Source organism: Bradyrhizobium sp. 14AA (genome assembly GCF_054185205.1).
The window spans coordinates 844,083-863,236 of sequence record NZ_JAVAYM010000001.1 but is presented as its reverse complement, the minus strand read 5'-3'; the positions used below and the strand labels follow the sequence as shown (position 1 = coordinate 863,236).

Below are 19,154 nucleotides of genomic sequence, written 5' to 3'. Positions count from 1 at the left end.
CAAGGCGGGGTGTGGCTGGCAAGCACCTGGATTTTCCGTGCGGTGGCAGATGCGGAACTTACGCGCCGCGCCGCAGCAGATTCAAAACGCGCCCGTCGATCACGAGCAGCGCGCTGCCAATGACGGTCGCGCCTGCGATCTCGCGCAGGGAGATCGGCTCGCCCAGCACCAGCCATCCCAGCAGGATGGCCGTGACGGGAATGAGCAACGTCACCAGCATCACATTGGTCGCGCCCGAGCGCCGCAAGATCTGAAAAAAGACGATATAGGCAAGCGCCGTCGACAGCGCGGCAAGGCCAAACACCGCGAGCCAGGTCGTAAGGCCAGGCATCGGCAGGCGCCACGGCTGCTCCACCGCACCGGCGACGATCGCCATCATCAGCGACGACGCCATCAGTTGAAACGTCGCGGTGCCGAGCGGGGCGGCATCCTTCAACAGCCGCCGCGCCGCCAGCGCCGCAAGACCGTAGCTGAAGGCGCCGCCGAGGCAGAGCAGGATGCCGAGCCCCTGCCCCGGCTTCGTCTCGAGGCCCCACCCGCGCAGGACGATCACGCCGAGAAGCCCTAGCGCGACGCCGGCCACGCGCCGCATCTGCAATGCCTCTTCGCCCGCCGCCGCCATCACGATCACCGCGAACAGCGGCGTGGTGGCATTCAGGATCGACGCCAGCCCGCTCGGAATGAAAGTCTGGCCGATCACTATGAGCGAGAACGGAATCACATTGTTGAGCAGTCCGATCGCGACGAAGGGCTTCCAGCCCGTCATGCCCTTGGGCAGGCCAATTCCCTGTGCGCGCAGCAACGGCAGCAGAATGGCCGCGCCAAGCACCACGCGCAAAAACACCAGCGTCAGCGGCGGCAATTCCCGCAACGCCGCGCCATTGAAGAAGAACGAGCCACCCCAGAGGACCGAGAGCACAGCCAGCAGCGACCAATCTCGCGCGTCGATCCGGTTGTCGGTTGGAGGCATGCGGTTCACTTCGGCAGGTGAGACAGCCGCCTACAATGAAGGCGCGAAGACCGCCACCCGATTTCCGATCAGGCGATCGTCTATCTCGCGCGCGAGAAGCCTACCCCCAATTAAAGCCTCTGCTCAAAGGCTCGAATATCTCGTCGGGACCAATGTCGGCGCCCCAGTGCCTTATCAGACGGCGAAGAGCTCCCTCTCCCTCGACCCGGAACACGGTACGTCCATCCCGGATGATTTGGCCCCAGTTTGTGCAGATGCCGCCGGAACACTCTGTTCGGAGGAGCATGAAACGCGCAGTTGTCGCTAGACGGGACAGTCGCTCCGTCGCCAACAAGACGTCTTCCGGAATGTCCTCCTGAGATGGTTCGTAGCAATCGTCGCCAAAGCGCCCAGCAATCGCCGAGATCGGACTCTGCAGCCGGATCAATTTGAGCTCAGGCCAAACCTCGGAGATCTGGGGCGACAGCTCGCTTATCGGATCTACGAATAAGCCAAAGAACGTGAACATCGTGCATCAGGCCCCTTCGCGTTTTCGCGTTGCGCAGGCGATATCGGCAACAACCGCCCCAATCACCAAGGCACCGCCAATCAGCGCATGGACCGACGGGGGCAATGCCGAGACCGCGTTCCGAACGAGGCTGCCCCATGTGAATGCGACCGCTAGGAAGGCTTCTTCGGCCGCGACACCAGCTCGATCATCTTGCCTTCGTCGTCATCAGGCATCGCAGCCTTCGCTTGCGCGTAGGACTCGACCGCGGCACGCGAGACCAGCGGCTTGTCCGCCAGCAGGCTCTCCGCCAGCTTGACCGCGTAGGCGGCATCCTTGTGCCGCAACGCTGCCGTGAAAGTCGCGCCGCTGAAATCGCGGGCGACCATGCGCTTGGAGTGACGCTGCACCTGCGGGCTTGCGGCGACGCCCGCCTGGATCGAGTCCAGCACGAGGTTCATGTCGAGGCCGGCCTGCTCGGCGATCGCGAGGCCCTCGGCTAGGCCGGCGATCTGGATCGCGCCCATGAGATTGTTGATGAGCTTGTAGACCGTGCCGGAGCCGACCGCGCCGAAATGGCGGATGGTCGAGCCGATCGGTTCGAGGAACGGGCGGGCGCGTTCGAGATCGGCCGCGTCGGCACCAACCAGCAGCGTCAGCTTTCCGCTCGCGGCCGCATCCGGCAATCCCGTCACGGGGCAGTCGATGTAGATGAGCCCGCGCGCGTTGAGCTCGCGGCCCATCTCGCGGGCGTGGTCATAGGAGACGGTCGAGCATTCGATCGCGATGGTGCCGGCTTTCGCCGTCTTGGCTGCGCCCTTCGGCCCGAGCCAGACCGCACGCGAGGCCTCGTCGTCGGCGACCATGGTCACGACCGCGTCGGCGTCGATCGCGGCATCCTCGGGCGAGGTTGCCCAAAGCGCGCCGCGCGCGATCAGGTCTTCCGCCTTGGCCTTGCTGCGATTCCACAGCGTCACCGTGAAGCCGGCATCGAGATAGCGGCCGGCCATGCCATGGCCCATCCGTCCAAGCCCGATGAAGGCGACGCGGGGCATGGCTAGTCGACGTCCTCGATGTCGGCACCGGTGGTGCCGAAGGCGCGCTGCGCCAGGGTTGCGGCCATGAAGTCGTCGAGCTCACCGTCGAGCACGCCCGACGTATCGGAGGTCTGCACGCCCGTGCGCAGATCCTTCACCATCTGGTAGGGCTGCAGCACGTAGGAGCGGATCTGGTGGCCCCAGCCGATATCGGTCTTGGCGGCCTGGTCGGCGGCGGCCTTTTCCTCGCGCTTCTTCAACTCGATCTCGTAGAGACGCGCGCGCAGCATGTCCCAGGCCTGAGCCCGGTTCTTGTGCTGGGAGCGGCCGGCCTGGCAGACCACGGCGACACCAGTCGGAATGTGCGTCAGCCGCACCGCGGATTCGGTCTTGTTGACGTGCTGGCCGCCGGCACCGCCCGAACGCATGGTGTCGGTGCGGACGTCGGATTCCTTGATGTCGATCTTGATGCTGTCGTCGATGACCGGAAACACCTGCACGCTCGAGAACGAGGTGTGGCGACGCGCGTTCGAATCGAACGGCGAGATGCGCACCAGCCGGTGCACGCCGGCTTCCGTCTTCAGCCAGCCATAGGCGTTGTGCCCGGAGACCTGGATGGTCGCGGACTTGATGCCGGCCTCTTCGCCCTCGGACTCTTCGAGGAATTCGACCTTGAAGCCGTGAGTGTCGGCCCAGCGCGTGTACATGCGCAGGAGCATCTGCGCCCAGTCCTGGCTCTCGGTGCCGCCGGCGCCAGCATGGACTTCGAGATAGGAATCGAAGCGATCAGCCTCGCCCGACAGCAGCGCCTCGAGCTCGCGCCGCGCCACTTCCTTCTTCAGGTTCTTCAGCGCGGTTTCGGCTTCAGCCACGACGCCGGCATCGCCCTCGGCCTCGCCGAGCTCGATCATGCCGATATCGTCTTCGAGCTGCTGCTCGACCTTGCCGATGCCCGACAGCGAATCCTCCAGCGAGGTTCGCTCCTGCATCAGCTTCTGGGCTTTCTGGGGATCGTTCCAGAGGTTGGGATCTTCTGCGAGCTTGTTCAGCTCAGCGAGGCGTGCCGTCGATTTCTCGACGTCAAAGATGCCTCCTCAGCAGCCCGACTGACTGCTTGATCTCTTCTACCAACCGTTCGATTTCGGCGCGCATGTCGTTCTCTGATGTCGCGGAATTGGTCCGCGTTCGATTGCCAGCGCATGATCCGGGAAAGTGTGCAGCGGTTTCCCGACCAGATCATGCGCAAACGAAAAACCTGCAACGCGATGACTCATCGCGTTGCAGGGGATGTAACGGCGGCAGCGCCAAAGCGCAACCGCCGGAACCGGGATCGTCTGTCTTGTCCTAAGCCTTAGTACAGCCCGCCGGTGCCCGGCCGCATGAAGAAGCCGGAATCCGGCTGCTGCTGCTGCGAGGCCGGCATGCCGCCGCCGCGCCCGTCGGCATCGGCAACGCCGATCACCGAGTAATTGTCCGGCGGCGCCGTGCCCGGCTTGAAGGCTTCCAAAATGGTTCCGCCGGTCTCGCCGGGGCCGGCGCGCATGCCGGTCTTGGCGACGACGCGGACCAGTTTGATGCCGGCCGGCACCTTGAACGGAACGGCGGGCTTGTCGGCGAGCGCGAGCTTGAGGAAATCGCGCGCAATGGGAGCAGCCAGATGGCCGCCGGTCGCGGCGTTACCTTTGCCGAGCGCGCGCGGTTTGTCGTAGCCCATGTAGATGGCGACCGCGACGTCCGGCGAGAAGCCGACGAACCAGGCGTCCTTGGCCTCGTTGGTGGTGCCGGTCTTGCCGGCGATCGGCTTGCCGACCTCCTTGACCACGGTCGCGGTACCGGCCTGGACCACGCCTTCCATCAGCTCGGTGATCTGATAGGCGGTCATGGAATCCAGCACCTGCTCGCGGCGGTCGATCAGCTGCGGCTCGTTCTGGTTCTTCCAGCCGCTAGGGGCGTCGCAGCCGCGGCATTCGCGCTGGTCGTGCTTGAAGATGGTGTGGCCGTAGCGGTCCTGGATACGATCGATCAGGGTCGGCTTCACGCGGCGACCGCCATTGGCGAGCATCGAATAGGCCGTGACCATGCGCATCGCCGTCGTCTCGCCGGCGCCGAGCGCGTAGGAGAGATAGTTCGGCAGTTCGTCATAGACGCCGAAGCGGCGCGCATATTCGCCGATCAGGGGCATGCCGATGTCCTGCGCGAGGCGCACCGTCACGGTGTTGAGCGACTGCCGCAGCGCGTTGCGCAGCGTCACCGGTCCCTGGAACTTGCCCGACGAGAAGTTTTCCGGCCGCCACACGCCGGCGCCCTGGCCCTGGTCGATTTCGATGGGCGCGTCGAGCACGACGGTCGACGGCGTATAGCCATTGTCCAGCGCGGCCGAATAGACGATCGGCTTGAACGACGAACCCGGCTGCCGGTAGGCCTGCGTGGCGCGGTTGAACTGGCTCTGGTCGAACGAGAAGCCGCCGACCATCGCGAGCACGCGGCCGGTCCAGGGATCCATCGCCACCATCGCGCCGGACACTTCGGGGATCTGGCGCAATCGGTACTGCCCTTCGACAGGCTGGCCGTCCTTGTAGAGCGGATCGGCATAGATCACGTCGCCCGGCTGAAGCACCTGCGACACCGCGGTCGGCGACCTACCTTTTGCGGCACCTTGCGCAGCGCGCGCCCAGCGCACGCCATCGGAGGTGATGAGACCGGTCTCACGCTGCTTGCTGACGGCGCCGCCGAGCTCGCGGCTCGGCTGGAAGCCGATGCGTGCGGACTGGTCGCTGGTCTCCAGCACCACCGCCATGCGCCAGGGCGAGATGTCGGACAGCGACTTGATCTCGGCGAGCTTCACGCCCCAATCGCCCGAAATATCGAGCTTGCTCATCGCGCCACGATAGCCCTGCTGCTCGTCATAGTTCACGAGGCCGGAGACCATGGCCTTGCGCGCCATGACCTGGATCTTCGGATCGAGCGTGGTGCGCACCGACAGGCCGCCTTCGTACAGCTTCTTCTCGCCGTAGCGCTCGAAGATGTCGCGGCGGACTTCCTCGGCGAAATACTCGCCGGCGAAGGTGTGGGCGCCGTTGGAGCGGTTGGTGACGGCCAGCGGCTCCTTGCGCGCCTTGTCGGCGTCGGCCTGCTTGATCCAGCCGTTCTCCAGCAGACGGTCGATGACGTAGTTGCGGCGCTCGATGGCGCGGTCGCGGTTGCGGACCGGATGCAGCGTCGCCGGCATCTTCGGCAGCGCGGCGAGATAGGACGCTTCCGCGACGGTGAGCTCGTTCACCGACTTGTCGAAATAGACCAGCGAGGCGGCCGCGATGCCGTAAGCGCCGAGGCCCAGATAGATTTCGTTCAGATACAGTTCGAGGATCTTGTCCTTCGAGTAGGTCTTCTCGATGCGCATCGCCAGCAAGGCTTCCTTGATCTTGCGGGCGAACGAGACCTCGTTGGTCAGCAGGAAGTTCTTGGCGACCTGCTGGGTGATCGTGGAGGCGCCCTGCGGACGCCGGTTCGATCCGTAATTCTGGATATAGACCACGCCGGCGCGCGCCATGCCGGTGTAGTCGATGCCGCCATGCTCGTAGAAATTCTTGTCCTCGGCCGCGAGGAAAGCATTGATCACGAGCTTCGGCACCGCCTGGATCGGCAGGTACAGCCGCCGCTCCTTGGCATATTCGCCGAGCAGCGAACCGTCGACCGCGTGCACGCGGGTCATCACCGGCGGCTCGTAATCCTGAAGCTGAGAGTAGTCCGGCAAGTCCTTGGAGAAATGCCAGATCAGGCCTGCCACGGCACCGACACCGACAAGGAACAACACCGTTCCCGCGGCGAACAGGAAGCCCATGAACCGCACCAGCAAGCGCATTATCTGTTTATCCGTTCAAACTCTGGATCAGCCCAGTATCGGCCCCATGGGACTTAAAAACTGGGACCTAAAAACTGGCACCCCAAACTGGCGCCAACCTCACGTCGCGAATTCACCGGCCTACGCAATCACATCAAGGCCGGGCCTAAAGACGCTTGCCGAGCGGGATTCTCTCCGATTCCGGAACCCCCTGCGGCATTTTTATAAAGCGCCCGCTGTGGCCAAACTAGGGCTTTTGCGGCGGGACGGAAAAACCCTTTCAATTCGAAGACCCCAGGGTCGTCAATTTGACGATCCCGCCGTGGCCAGCCGCTTGGCCAGGAACCCGTCGATGGCCTGGGCCATCGAGCCCACGGCCTTGGACCGCCAGCCCTCGGAGACCAGGTGCTCGAGGTCGCCCTTATTGGAGACGTAACCGATCTCGACCAGCACCGAGGGCACGTCGGGTGCCTTCAGGACCCGGAAGCCTGCCGACTTCAGGGGATGCTTGTGCATCCGCACCGTCGACTTCATCTCGCCCATCAGGAGGCGGGCGAAACGGTTTGAAAAGGTACGGGTTTCCCGCTGGGTGAGGTCGATCAATATGTCGGCGACGTCGGTCGGCTCCTCCGCGAGGTTGAAGCCGGCGATCGCATCCGCCCGGTTTTCGGCATCCGCCAGCCGCTGGGCCTCGGCGTCGGACGCCTTGTCGGACAGCGTATAAATGGTCGCGCCCTGCGCATCTCCCTCGGCACGCGGCAGCGCATCGGCATGGATCGAGACGAACAAGGCGGCCTTGAGGTTGCGCGCGATCTTGGTCCGGTCGTTGAGGGGAATAAAGGTGTCGTCGTCCCGCGTCATGACCACACGGTACTTGCCGGCCTTCTCGAGCTTCTCGCGCAGCGCCAGCCCGAAGGCCAGCACCAGGTTCTTCTCGCTCTCGCCGCTCGACTGCGTGCCGTTGTCGATGCCGCCATGGCCGGGATCGATCACGACCACCGGCCTGCCATCGGCCTTCTGCTGTGCGGTTTCCGGGGCAGCGGCAGGAGCGGTTACGGGCGGCGCATCGGCGATCGCGGGCCGGAGCTCGGGACGGTTTTCCGGGGCCTGCGACGGCGCGAAGGCGGCGCGGTCCACCTCTTCCAGCTCGAGCACGAGCCGGGCCGGCTGGCCGTTGGCCGCCTCCAGCACGTAGGAATTGGCGATCTTGGCCGGGCCCGTCAGGTCGAACACGATTCGCGAGCCGCCGGGCATGACGAGCCCGTAGCGGAACGCCTTGACCAGCCCCCGCCCCCCGGCCCCGGTGCCTGCCGGCAGCTGAAAATTGACTTGCGGCACGTCGACCACCACCCGGTAAGGGTCGGCGAGCGTGACGGCGCGAAAGCTGACGGTCTGATCGAGGTCGAGGATGAAGCGTGTCTGCTTGCCGTCGCCGGCCAGCCGGGCACCTGAGGCGATCGGGAAATTCGCCGCTGCAACAGCGGGTTGCGGCTGGCTTTCCGCGGCGCTCAGGCGGGAGGAATCAGCACACGGCAACGCTGCGGCGCACAAAAGCGCACATGCCAGGAAAACCGTTTGATTTGCGCGGCTCGCCACCGATTCCGTGCCTCCGAGCAGCCTTTTTAAGGCAATAGAACCACAGGGTTAAACGATCCTTAATGACAGATGCGCGAAACTTTCTGACTGTGACCGCCGTGCGACGCTCCCTTGCACCGATGGCTCATTCCTCGTATGTACGGAATGCTGACGGCCGATATTTCCGGTTGTGTCGCATTCAGCCTCCCGGTGCAGCGCCGGAACTCTCAAGGTTTGGGAATTCCAGCGTTTTCCGTTCTCCTCAAAGACCAGCGCGGTGCGCGGCAGCGAGGTGGAGCGGGTCAAGCCCTGGTGGTGGACGGTCCCCGGTTACCCCTCACGTTTCCGGGACGGTTCTGACAGCGACGTAACCCATTAACCCGGTCCCTTGATCCCAAGGGAGCGGTTCGTGACCCCCAAGGCGAGCGCGCTCGCGCCATGCCTGGCCAGCAGCAACTGATTGAGGGGCGGCCTCGCCGCCCAATGTTTCATACGGGCCGACGCTTGATGCGCCAGACTGTGCCGACGAATTCTGAAGGACCATTCGCGACGCTGCGGAGTGAAAATCCCGCGCGCCGCTGTGGTCCTGAAGCTTTCGGTCCGGCAAGGCGCGAGAGAGGGTGTTTCGGCCTTCCCCTCACCCCCGAATCAGGTGGACCGTCGCGTCACCCGGCAGCGCTGCTCGCGCCCACGGTGAATCGCGCCCGCCGCCGCCAAGAGTTAAGACATGCCCAACAAGATGTTGATCGATGCCACCCACCCGGAAGAGACCCGGGTCGTCGTGGTCCGCGGCAATCGCGTCGAAGAGTTTGATTTCGAGACCGCGCAACGCAAGCAACTGCGCGGGAACATCTATCTCGCCAAGGTCACAAGGGTCGAACCCTCGCTCCAGGCTGCTTTCGTCGAATATGGCGGCAACCGCCACGGCTTCCTTGCCTTCAGCGAAATCCATCCCGACTACTACCAGATCCCGGTTGCCGACCGGCAGGCGCTGATCGAGGCCGAGGAACAGGCCCATCGCGAGGCCGAGGAAGAGAGCGAGAACCGCTCCCACGGCCGCCGCCGCTCGCGCCACCGCAACGCCCGCCGCCGCGGTCATGGCGAGCGCGTGCGCAGCGACATCGTTGAAGGCGCGGATGCCGCGGCTCAGCCGACCGAAGGCGCGGCGCTGCCGGAGCATACCGAGGGCGCCCTGCTCGAAGGTGAGCATCTGCACGCCGATGCGGAGCATCACGGCGAGCACGAAGCTCACGATCATGATCATCATGACGATCATGGGCACGACGATCATCATCATGCCCACGACGACGATCACCACCACGATCATGACCACGGTCACGATGCCGAGCATGATCATCACGACCACGATCATGCCGACGAAACGCCAGCGCCTGTCGCAGCGGTCGGCGCCGAGCCCGTGATCGCGACCGAGACCGTCGGCGAGCCGCAGGAGACCCACTCCTTCGAAGCTCACACCTCCGAAACGCACGCAGAGGCCCTGGCCGAAGCCGTGACATCAGCCGCGGAGCCGGCCGATGCCGTTTACGCCGCCGGTGAGAGCGCCGATGCGCCGCATGCCGAGGCTGCGGAGTTAGTCGACGAAGACGACGAGGACGAAGACGAGGACGGCGAGGAAGCCGAAGAGGAAGTCGTCGAATCCGTCGGCGGCGACGACGTTCTGGAGGAAGTGCCGGAGCGCACCTTCCGCCCGCGCCGCCAGTACAAGATCCAGGAAGTCATCAAGCGCCGCCAGGTGATGCTGGTCCAGGTCGTCAAGGAAGAGCGCGGCAACAAGGGCGCGGCGCTGACGACCTACCTCTCGCTCGCCGGCCGCTACGCCGTCCTGATGCCCAACACCGCGCGCGGCGGCGGCATCAGCCGCAAGATCACCAGCGCCCAGGACCGCTCCCGCCTGAAGGAAGTGGTGCAGGACCTCGACGTGCCCGAGGGCATGGGCATCATCCTGCGCACGGCAGGCGCTGCCCGTACCAAGCCCGAGATCAAGCGCGACTTCGAATATCTGATCCGGATGTGGGAGACGGTGCGCGACCTGACGCTGAAGTCGCAGGCCCCGACCCTCGTCTACGAGGAAGGCTCGCTGATCAAGCGCTCGCTGCGCGACCTCTACAACAAGGAGATCGACGAGATCTCGGTCGCCGGCGAATCCGGCTACCGCGAAGCGCGCGACTTCATGAAGATGCTGATGCCCGCCAATGTCAGTGCGGTGAAGCAGTATCGCGACGGCCAGCCGCTGTTCTCGCGCATGGGCGTCGAAAGCCAGCTCGACGCGATGTTCTCGCCGACCGTGCAGTTGCGCTCCGGCGGCTACATCGTGATCAACCAGACCGAAGCGCTGGTCTCGATCGACGTTAACTCGGGACGATCGACCCGCGAGCACCACATCGAGGACACCGCGCTCAAGACCAATCTGGAAGCGGCCGAAGAGGTTGCCCGCCAGCTCCGTCTGCGTGACCTCGCCGGCCTGATCGTCATCGACTTCATCGACATGGACGAGAAGCGCAACAACCGTGCGGTCGAGCGCAAGCTGTCGGATTGCCTGCGGCAGGATCGCGCGCGCATCCAGGTCGGCCGCATCTCGCATTTCGGCCTGCTCGAGATGTCGCGCCAGCGCATCCGCGCCAGCGTGCTGGAGAGCTCGACCGATCCCTGCCCGCATTGCGGCGGCACCGGCCACGTCCGCTCGGTGTCCTCGGTGGCGCTGCAGCTGCTGCGCGGCCTCGAAGAGATCCTGATGAAGGGCGCGACCCACAACCTCGTGGTCCGCACCCGCACCGACGTCGCGCTCTATGTGCTGAACCACAAGCGCGGTCATCTGCGTGACCTCGAGAACGGCTTCAAGGTCACGCTGTCGGTCATCGCCGATCCCAGCGTCAGCGGCCCGCAGGCCTATCTCATCGATCGCGGCGAACAGGTGCATACGCTCGAAGCCGCCAAGGCGCTGCTCGTGGCGCAGGCTGCTGCGAGCCCGCCGCCTCTGGCTGAAGAGGCTTACGACGACGAGGAGTTCGATCCGGAACTGGAATCCGAGGTCGAGACCGAGGAGACCGAAGGTCTCTCCGAGGAGCCGGCTTCCGGTGAAGCCGCCGCCGAACAGGACGGCCAGCGCCGCAAGCGCCGCCGCCGCCGGCGCGGCCGCGGTAGCCCGCGCGAGGGTGAGTTGCGCGAGGATAGCGCGCCCACGCTTCCGGAGATGATCGTGGCTGCCGGCGAAGGCGAAGAGGATGCCGAGTCCGAGCAGGACGGCGAGGAAGGCGAGGAACAGGCAGCCCGCGGTGAGCAGCAGGGCTCCAGCGACCGCCGCCGCCGGCGTGGTCGTCGTGGCGGACGCCGTCGGCGCGGCGGCAGCGAGGACGGTCTTGCAGGCTCGATCGGCGATGAACTCGGTGCCAACCAGCCGTCGGAAGCTACCGACGCGGTTGCCGATTTCGACGGCTTTGGCGGCGAGGCTGCGCCTTCGATCGCGCAGGCCGAACACGCCGCCGAGCCGCAGGTCACCCAGCCCGAGCCGCGCGCCGAAGTCCAAATCGAGGCGCCGGCCCTGCCCGAGCCCGTTGCCGCGGAAGAAGAGCCCGCCGACGACAAGACCGCGCGGCGCCGCTCCACGGTCCGCGAAAAGGTGAGCTTCCTGTCGAGCAGCCCGAGCGAGCCGGCAACGCCTATTGCCCAGGCGACCGAGGCGGTCGCTCCGCCGGCTCCTGAGCCTGCGCCGGAAGCGGCAAGTGAGTCGCCGGCCGCACCGCGCCGCGCCGGCTGGTGGTCCCGCCGCTTCGGCGGCGGCGAGTAAGCCAGACACCCAACAAAAAACGCCCGGCCAAGCCGGGCGTTTTCGTTTCAAGGCTTGCCTTCAGGATTTGCGTTCAGGACTTTGCCTTCGAGATTTGCCGAAGCGCTACGACGGCAGCTCGTCATCACCCACCGGCGCCACGTCGCGCGCGGCGATCTGGCGGAGCTGGTCGTAGAGATCGGGCGCATCGCTGGTGCAGAGACAGACACCTGTTGCGGAAGGTGCTTCGCCAGCGTTGAGATAGGCGTGGCCCATGGTGCTGTCGAGATAGATGCCGTCGCCCTCGCCCAGGATCTCCGGCGCATAGAACTCGGTGTGGACGGCGACGCGTCCACTCGTCACCAGAAAATACTCCTCGCCACCATGGCGCAGCAATGGCCCGAACTCCTCCAGCGATCGCGCGCGGACCTCGGCCACGATCGGCACCATGCCTTTGCCGATCAGGTCGGTGCATTGATAGGTGTAGGTGTAGAATTTGGTGGTGATGACCTGTCCCTGGCCGGCTCGGCTGATGCTCCGCCGCGCGGTCACCGGCCGGCCCTGCCTAGGCGTTGCGATCGCCGGATTGAACAGCTCGGCGATCTCCATCTTCAGGCCTGAAGTGAGCTGGAGCAGCTTGTCGTAGGTCAGCGACATCAGGCCGTTCTCGACCTTCGACAGGGTCGAGAGCGCCATGCCGGTCCGCTCCGCCACCTGCTTGAGCGTCAGCCCCCGCGACTGGCGGGCAGCCTTGAGACATTGGCCCAGCTGGGAATTGGCCACTTCGGGCGTCGTGATCTCGCTCATTTGGCAATGCTAGCACGACCGAGGAAAAATAGTTGGTCGATCGGCCTAATCTTTTCGACCGATACAGCTCCGATCGGTCCTATTTGACGGCCGGTTGGGCAGCCTGGACTACCATTTGCGTATGAAATGACTCGGTTTGACGATTATTGGTGCGCCAGCCCCGCTTTCCGATATGCTAAATCGTTTTCATAATTTGAAAGGGAGCGTCCGTGTCCGGACTTTGCGATTCCAGCGCCGTTGAGCTGCGCCGCCTGCTGGCCGCGCGGACGATCTCGCCTGTCGAGTTGCTCGACGCCTGTCTGTCGCGCGTCGCCGCCGTCAATGGCGCGGTCAACGCCGTCGTGACGCTGGACGAGCCTGCCGCACGCGCCGCCGCGAAGGCGGCCGAGGCGGAAATCCTGCGCGGCGAGGATCGCGGCGCGCTGCACGGCCTGCCGGTCCTGATCAAGGACACCCAGGATACCGCCGGGATGCGCTCCACCTATGGCAGCCCGCTGCTGCGCGACAACGTGCCAGCCGCCGACCAGGGCTCGGTCGCTCGCTTGCGCGCGGCCGGCGCCGTCATCTTCGGCAAGACCAACACGCCGGAATGGGCGGCCGGCGGCAACACCCGCAATCCCGTGTTCGGCGCGACCGGCAATCCGTTCGATCCGATGCGGTCGGCGGCCGGCTCGTCCGGTGGCTCGGCAGTAGCGCTCGCCTGCGGCATGGCCCCGCTCGCCTCGGGCTCCGACACCGGCGGAAGCTTGCGCAATCCGGCCGGCTTCTCCGGCATCGTCGGCATGCGTCCGTCCTACGGTCTGGTACCAAGTGAAAAGCGCGTGTTCGGCTGGTCCAGCCTGTCGACCGACGGGCCAATGGCGCGCAATGTCGCCGACACCGCGCTGATGCTGTCGGTGATGGCGAGCGACGATGCGCGCGATCCGCTCGCCTACACCCTGCCCGGCGAACCCTTGCGCGGTCGCGCCGAACGCTGGGCCGCCCCGCGCCCCGCCGACCTCGGCAAGCTGCGTCTCGCCTTCACCGAAGATTTCGGCTTCGCACCGACCGAGCAGGCGATCCGCCGCGTATTCCGCAATCGCGTGAACAAGCTCGCGCCGCTGTTCGCCGAAAGCCGCGAGGCGACGCCCGATTGCTCCGGCGCGGACGACGCCTTCGCCGTGCTGCGCGCGGGCATGTTCCTGGCGACGCATGGCAAGAACTACAAAGAACGCCCCGAAATGCTCGGCCCCAATGTCCGCGCCAATGTCGAGGAAGGCCTCGGCTATACGCTCGAAGACCACGCCCGCGCCGCCACGACGCAGACGCGGATCTACCGCGCCTACCAGAGCTTCTTCGCAAATTGCGATGTGCTGATCAGCCCGACCATCACGCTCAGCCCGCGTCCGTGGTCGGAGCTCTATCCCGCCGAGATCGACGGCGTGCCAACCAAGTCCTATTTCCACTGGCTCGCACTCGCCTACGCAGTGACGCTTGCGGGGCATCCGGCGATCAGCATCCCGCTCGGTCTCGATGAAGCCGGCCTGCCGTTCGGCCTGCAAATCGTCGGCCCGCGCGGCGGCGATGCCATCGTGCTCGCGGTCGCCGCGAGCATCGAGGCAGCGTTCGCGAACGATGCGCAATTGTGCCGGCCCGTGCCCGACCTCGCGCGGCTCGCCGCAGCGCCGCCGCTGTCGGCTGCGCCCGATTTTCTCACCTGGGAATGACCCGGGCCTGACAGGAGACTTCTTCCGATGCAAAGCGCGATCGTTCTCGGAGGCGGCATGATCGGCGTCAGCGCGGCGCTGCACCTGAAGCAGCGCGGCTGGTCGGTCACGCTCGTCGACCGCAGGGAGCCGGGCCGCGAGACCAGCTACGGCAATGCCGGGATGATCCAGGCGGAGGCAGTGCGGCCCTATCCGATGCCGCGCGACCTCGCCACGCTGCTCAAGATTGCGACCGGCCGCACCAACGACGTGCGCTACAGCCTGTCGTCGCTTCATCTCCACATCGAGCCCCTGCTCCGCTACTGGTGGCATTCGGCGCCGAAGCGGCATCGCGAGGCGATCGAGGCCTGGGCGCGGCTGATCTCGTACGCGACGTCGGAACACGACATCCTCATTCGCGAAGCCCATGCCGACAATCTCATCCGCCGCGCGGGCTACCGGCATCTGCATCGCGACGCAGCCTCCTTCGATCTCGCCGTCAAGGCGGCGGAAGAAGACCAGCGCGAGTTCGGCGTCAGGTTTCGCGCGCTCTCCGGGGCCGAGCTCGCCAAGGCCGAGCCGATCCTGCGCGACGACCTCCCCGGCGCGATCCATTGGCTCGACACCTGGACCGTGTCCGATCCCGGCGCGTTGGTGACAGCCTATGCGGAGCTTTTCGAGCGCTCGGGCGGTGCGATTGTGCTCGGCGATGCGCAAAGCTTGCAGCAGACCGCGACCGGTTGGTCCGTCGATACGGACATTGGACGTATCGATGCCGCCAACGCCGTCGTGACGCTCGGGCCGTGGTCGCCCGATCTCCTGAACAAATTCGGCTATCGCATTCCGCTGGTGCGCAAGCGCGGCTACCACATGCATTACAGCGGTGGCGCATCGCTCGATCTGCCGCTGGTCGACAAGGCCGGCGGTTACGCGATGGGCCCGATGGCCAAGGGCATCCGCATCACCACCGGCGCCGAGCTGACCGGCATGGATGCGCTCGCAACGCCCGTGCAGCTCGCCAGCGCCGAAGCCTCCGCGCGCGAGCTGATCGATCTCGGCAAGCGCGTCGAGCCCGATCCGTGGTTCGGCACCCGCCCCTGCACGCCCGACATGCTGCCGGTGCTCGGGCCGGCTCCGCGTCACCCCGGCCTCTGGATGAATTTCGGCCACGGCCATCAGGGCTTCACGCTGGGGCCTGCGACCGGACGCCTGCTCGCCGAGATCATGAGCGGCGAGACGCCGGCGATCGATCCGTCGCCCTATCGGCCGGAGCGGTTCTAGCCTTCCGCGCTCGCGGCGAGCACCGCGAGCGCGGCCGAAACGCGCATCAACGGGTCGTCCCATTCGCGGGGGCTGCGCTGGCGGAACAGCCGCATGGTCGGATACCAGGGACTGTCCTCGCGGTCGCGCAGCCAGCGCCAGTCGAGCGCGTAAGGCGTCAGCATCCAGACCGGACGGCCGAGCGCCCCGGCGAGATGAGCGACCGAGGTGTCGACGGCGACGACGAGATCGAGCGCAGCCACCGCCGCGGCGGTGTCGGCGAAATCGCCGAGTGCCGGCGCAAGATCGATGACGTCGCCGCCGAGCGCTGCCAGCACCGGGGCATCTTCGGGACGCGGCTCCTTTTGCAGGCAGTAGAGCTGCACGCCCGGCATCACGAGGCGCGGCAGCAACGCCTCGGCCGACAGCGAGCGTTGCCGGTCGCCCTTGTGCCTGGCATTGCCGGCCCAGACCACGCCGACTTTCAATGCCGTCACACCCGCGAGCGCAGCACGCCAGCGCGACAGTTTTGCGGGATCGGGATGCAGATACGGCACGTCGGCGGGAATGGTGTCGAGCGTGGTGCCGAAGATCCGCGGCAGGCTCATCAGCGGCACTTGCAGATCGAACGGTGGCAGCGGCTCGCCGCGCGCGAGCACGGTGACGTCGGGGAGTTGCCGCAGCAGTGAGGCGAGCGCGGGCTGCACCTGCACGATGACCCTGCCGCCCCTCGCCACCACCATCGGCAGGTAGCGCACGAAATGCAGGGCATCGCCGAGCCCGTATTCGGCAAACAGCAGCAAGGTGCGGCCGTCCAGCGGCTCGCCCTGCCATTCCGGCTCGCCGAACGAGGGATCGCCGTCCGACAGCGTCTTGCATTTGCGCCGCCAGCGATAGGCCTCGAACCCATCGGCGAAATCGCCGTTCATCAGCAGGAAATGCGCGTGGTTGTACTGGGCGAGCGGCTGCTCGGGATCGAGCGCGATCGCGCGGTGCGAGGCCGCCAGCGCCTCGTCGATCTCGCCGGCATTGCGCAGCGCCACCGCGAGATTGGCGTGGCCCTTGGCGTAGTCGGGATTGGACACGACCGCGCAGCGATGCGCGGCGACCGCGTCGCCGGCGCGCTCCTGCTTCTCGAAGACGTTGCCGAGATTGGTCCAGGCCGGGGCGTAGTCGGGCTTGAGCAGCAGCGCGTGCTCGCAGGCGGCAATCGCCTCCTCGAGTGCACCTCGCTCGGAGAGACAGGCGCCGAGATTGCTTGCGATCAAATGATCCGCCGGATCGAGCGCAAAGATCCGCCTGTAGACATCGGCAGCCTCTCGCAGTTGACCGGCCTCGTGCAGGACGAGGCCGAGCAGGCGCAGCGCCGGAACATTGTCCGGCACGCGCGCGATCGCGCGGCGGTACGAGACGATGGCGTCCTCCAGCAACCCTTGCCGATAGAGCACGGCGCCGAGATTGCAGAGCAATCCCGGGTCATCCGGATCGCCATCGAGGGCGCGACGATAGGCAGCCTCCGCCTCGCCGAGCCTCGTCTGGTCCATGAGAAGATTGCCGAGATTGAGCCAGGCGCCGCGATAGTCCGGCTCCCGCGCGATCACGGCGCGATAGGCCTCTTCCGCCTCGGCCGGCCGTCCCTGCTCCGCGAGCACGACGGCCAGGTTGAAGCAGGCCCGCGTGAGATGCGTATCGAGCGCGAGCGCCCGGCGATAGGCGGCTTCGGCCTCGTCGAACCGGGCAAGCTCCCCGAGCGCCACGCCGAGCTTGTTGTGCAGGCCCGCGTCCTCCGGCCGCCGGACCAGCGCGCGCCGGAATGCCGCCACCGCGCCCTCCTGCTCGCCCTTGACCGCAAGCGCGTCGCCAAGCGTGACGAGCGCAGGCGCGTGGTCGGGATCGACGTTGAAGATGCGGCCGAGCAGCGCGGCGCCCGCGCTTGCACGGTCGGAGACGAAGGCGGCGACGGCGGCCAGATGCAGCGCCGGCACATGATCCGGGTCGGCCTTCAGAGCCTCCGCGCAGAGCGCATCCGCCTGGTCGGGACGGCCCGCCGCAAAATGCTCGGCCGCCTGCAACACAATCTGATTCACAACCGCATCGCCCACGACAGCCCCCACCCGTTCGAAGTCCGAGACGCGGGTTAAACGCACGAGGGCGCAAATTCCGTCAGTCCGCGCGTTCGCTCGGCTGAGCGCCGCGAGAAAAAGGGCTGATCGAGGATCTCGACCAGCCCTGCTACTTCAAGGTCTGACTTCAAGGTCTGACGGCGGCTCGCGCCGTCAGATGCAGCCTGCAGATCAGTCCGTCGTGACCGCCGTTTCCAGGTCGGTCGGATCGATCTGCTTGGCGAGGTTGGCGGTGAGCTTCTCGCGATCGAGCTCGCCCTCCCACCAGGCGACGATCACGCAGGCCACGCCGTTGCCGCAGAGATTGGTCAGCGCGCGGCACTCGCTCATGAACTTGTCGATGCCGAGCACGATCGCCATGCCCGGCACGAGGCGCGGGTCGACCACGGCCAGCGTCGCCGCCAGCGTGATGAAGCCGGCGCCGGTGATACCGGAGGCACCCTTCGACGTCAGCATGGCCACGATCAGGATGGTCAGCTGCTGGCCGAAGGTGAGGTCGACGCCGAGCGCCTGCGCGATGAACAACGTCGCCAGCGTCATGTAGATGTTGGTGCCGTCGAGGTTGAACGAATATCCCGTGGGCACCACGAGACCCACCACCGATTTCGAGCAGCCGAGCCGCTCCAGCTTCTCCATCAAGGACGGCAGCGCGCTTTCCGAGGACGACGTGCCGAGCACGATCAGGAGCTCGTCCTTGATGTAGGCCAGGAACTTGAAGATCGAGAACCCGGCCAGGCGCGCGATGGTGCCGAGCACGACGAACACGAACAGCGCCGCGGTGACGTAGAACGTGGCGATCAGGCCGACCAGGTTGAGGATCGCGCCGGTGCCGAACTTGCCGATCGTATAGGCCATCGCGCCGAACGCGCCGATCGGCGCCGCGCGCATCACGATGGAGATGACGCCGAACACCGCATGGGCGGCGTCGTCGATGAAGCTGCGGATAGTGTGGCCGCGCTCGCCCAATCCCATGATGGCGAAACCGAACAGCACCGAGAACAGCAGCACCTGCAGGATCTCGCCCTGCGCGAATGCGCCGACCACGGTGTCGGGGATGATGTGCAGGACGAAATCGACGCTCCTCTGGCCCTCGGCCTGCTTGGCGTAGTTGGCGACGGCTTGCGCATTGGCCGCCGCGCTGCCGAAGCCTGCGCCCGGCCTCACCAGATTGCCGACCAGAAGGCCGATCACCAGTGCGAAGGTGGAGACGACCTCGAAATAGACCAGCGCCTTGACGCCGATGCGGCCGACCTTCTTGGCATCCTGGATATGGGCAATTCCGGAGACCACGGTGCAGAAGATGATCGGGGCGATCACCATCTTGATCAGCTTGATGAAGCCGTCGCCGAGCGCCTTGATCCATTCGTTGGTGGCGACCTGTGGCCACAGCCAGCCGACGATGGCGCCGAGCACGATCGCGATCAGCACCTGGACATAGAGAACCTTGTACCACGGCTTGGCGGCGGGCGGCGCGACCGGCGCCCCCGCCATCGTTGTCGTCGTCATTGTTTCACTCCCCCTCAAACATTGGGGCCAGCCAAGATCAACTTGGCCGGCCCTGTCAATTGGAACTGCTTGGAATGGT

At 66.0% G+C, this 19,154-nt stretch carries 11 protein-coding genes; 3 read left to right on the top strand and 8 right to left on the bottom strand.

The genetic code is table 11. The annotated features are described in order from the left end of the window. Positions 1-58: 58 nt before the first annotated feature. The 5 genes from RAD15_RS04045 to RAD15_RS04025 all read right to left on the bottom strand — a co-directional run bounded on the left by RAD15_RS04045 (position 59) and on the right by RAD15_RS04025 (position 7,931). Positions 59-970, bottom strand: a complete 912-nt coding sequence (locus RAD15_RS04045) for a DMT family transporter (protein WP_458174572.1) — start codon at positions 968-970, stop codon at positions 59-61. Between the two features lie 660 nt (positions 971-1,630). Further along, positions 1,631-2,512 (bottom strand): NAD(P)-dependent oxidoreductase, encoded by an 882-nt coding sequence (locus tag RAD15_RS04040; RefSeq protein WP_458174570.1) that lies wholly within the window; start codon positions 2,510-2,512, stop codon positions 1,631-1,633. A gap of 2 nt (positions 2,513-2,514) precedes the next feature. Continuing rightward, a protein-coding gene (gene prfB / locus RAD15_RS04035) for a peptide chain release factor 2 (protein ID WP_458174568.1) occupies positions 2,515-3,646 on the bottom strand; the annotation gives its coding sequence in 2 pieces (ribosomal slippage) (positions 2,515-3,576 and positions 3,578-3,646; 1,131 coding nt in all). A gap of 199 nt (positions 3,647-3,845) precedes the next feature. Further along, positions 3,846-6,356: a penicillin-binding protein 1A gene (locus RAD15_RS04030; protein ID WP_458174566.1), complete on the bottom strand. Its 2,511-nt coding sequence runs from the start codon at positions 6,354-6,356 to the stop codon at positions 3,846-3,848. A 282-nt stretch (positions 6,357-6,638) separates the two neighbouring features. After that, positions 6,639-7,931 (bottom strand): N-acetylmuramoyl-L-alanine amidase, encoded by a 1,293-nt coding sequence (locus RAD15_RS04025; RefSeq protein WP_458174564.1) that lies wholly within the window; start codon positions 7,929-7,931, stop codon positions 6,639-6,641. Positions 7,932-8,637: 706 nt separating this feature from the next. Between RAD15_RS04025 and RAD15_RS04020 the strand changes: the two genes are divergently transcribed. Further along, a complete protein-coding gene (locus tag RAD15_RS04020) occupies positions 8,638-11,715 on the top strand; it encodes an Rne/Rng family ribonuclease (RefSeq protein WP_458174562.1) in 3,078 nt (1,025 codons plus the stop codon). 105 nt (positions 11,716-11,820) lie between these two features. Here RAD15_RS04020 and RAD15_RS04015 read toward each other — a convergent pair whose 3' ends face one another. Next, positions 11,821-12,501 carry a helix-turn-helix domain-containing protein gene (locus RAD15_RS04015; protein ID WP_458174560.1) on the bottom strand — a complete coding sequence of 227 codons (681 nt, stop codon included), beginning with the start codon at positions 12,499-12,501 and terminating at the stop codon, positions 11,821-11,823. A 209-nt stretch (positions 12,502-12,710) separates the two neighbouring features. Here RAD15_RS04015 and RAD15_RS04010 point away from each other — a divergent pair, with 209 nt between their 5' ends. After that, positions 12,711-14,207: an amidase gene (locus RAD15_RS04010; protein WP_458174558.1), complete on the top strand. Its 1,497-nt coding sequence runs from the start codon at positions 12,711-12,713 to the stop codon at positions 14,205-14,207. Positions 14,208-14,234: 27 nt separating this feature from the next. Then, positions 14,235-15,467: an NAD(P)/FAD-dependent oxidoreductase gene (locus RAD15_RS04005; protein WP_458174556.1), complete on the top strand. Its 1,233-nt coding sequence runs from the start codon at positions 14,235-14,237 to the stop codon at positions 15,465-15,467. Here RAD15_RS04005 and RAD15_RS04000 read toward each other — a convergent pair. Together RAD15_RS04000 and RAD15_RS03995 are read right to left on the bottom strand one after the other, a co-directional pair. Continuing rightward, a complete protein-coding gene (locus RAD15_RS04000) occupies positions 15,464-17,533 on the bottom strand; it encodes a tetratricopeptide repeat protein (protein WP_458174554.1) in 2,070 nt (689 codons plus the stop codon). The two genes, RAD15_RS04005 and RAD15_RS04000, sit on opposite strands and share 4 nt — an antisense overlap. Positions 17,534-17,740: 207 nt before the next feature. Next, positions 17,741-19,075, bottom strand: a complete 1,335-nt coding sequence (locus RAD15_RS03995) for a dicarboxylate/amino acid:cation symporter (protein ID WP_458174551.1) — start codon at positions 19,073-19,075, stop codon at positions 17,741-17,743. Positions 19,076-19,154: the final 79 nt, after the last annotated feature.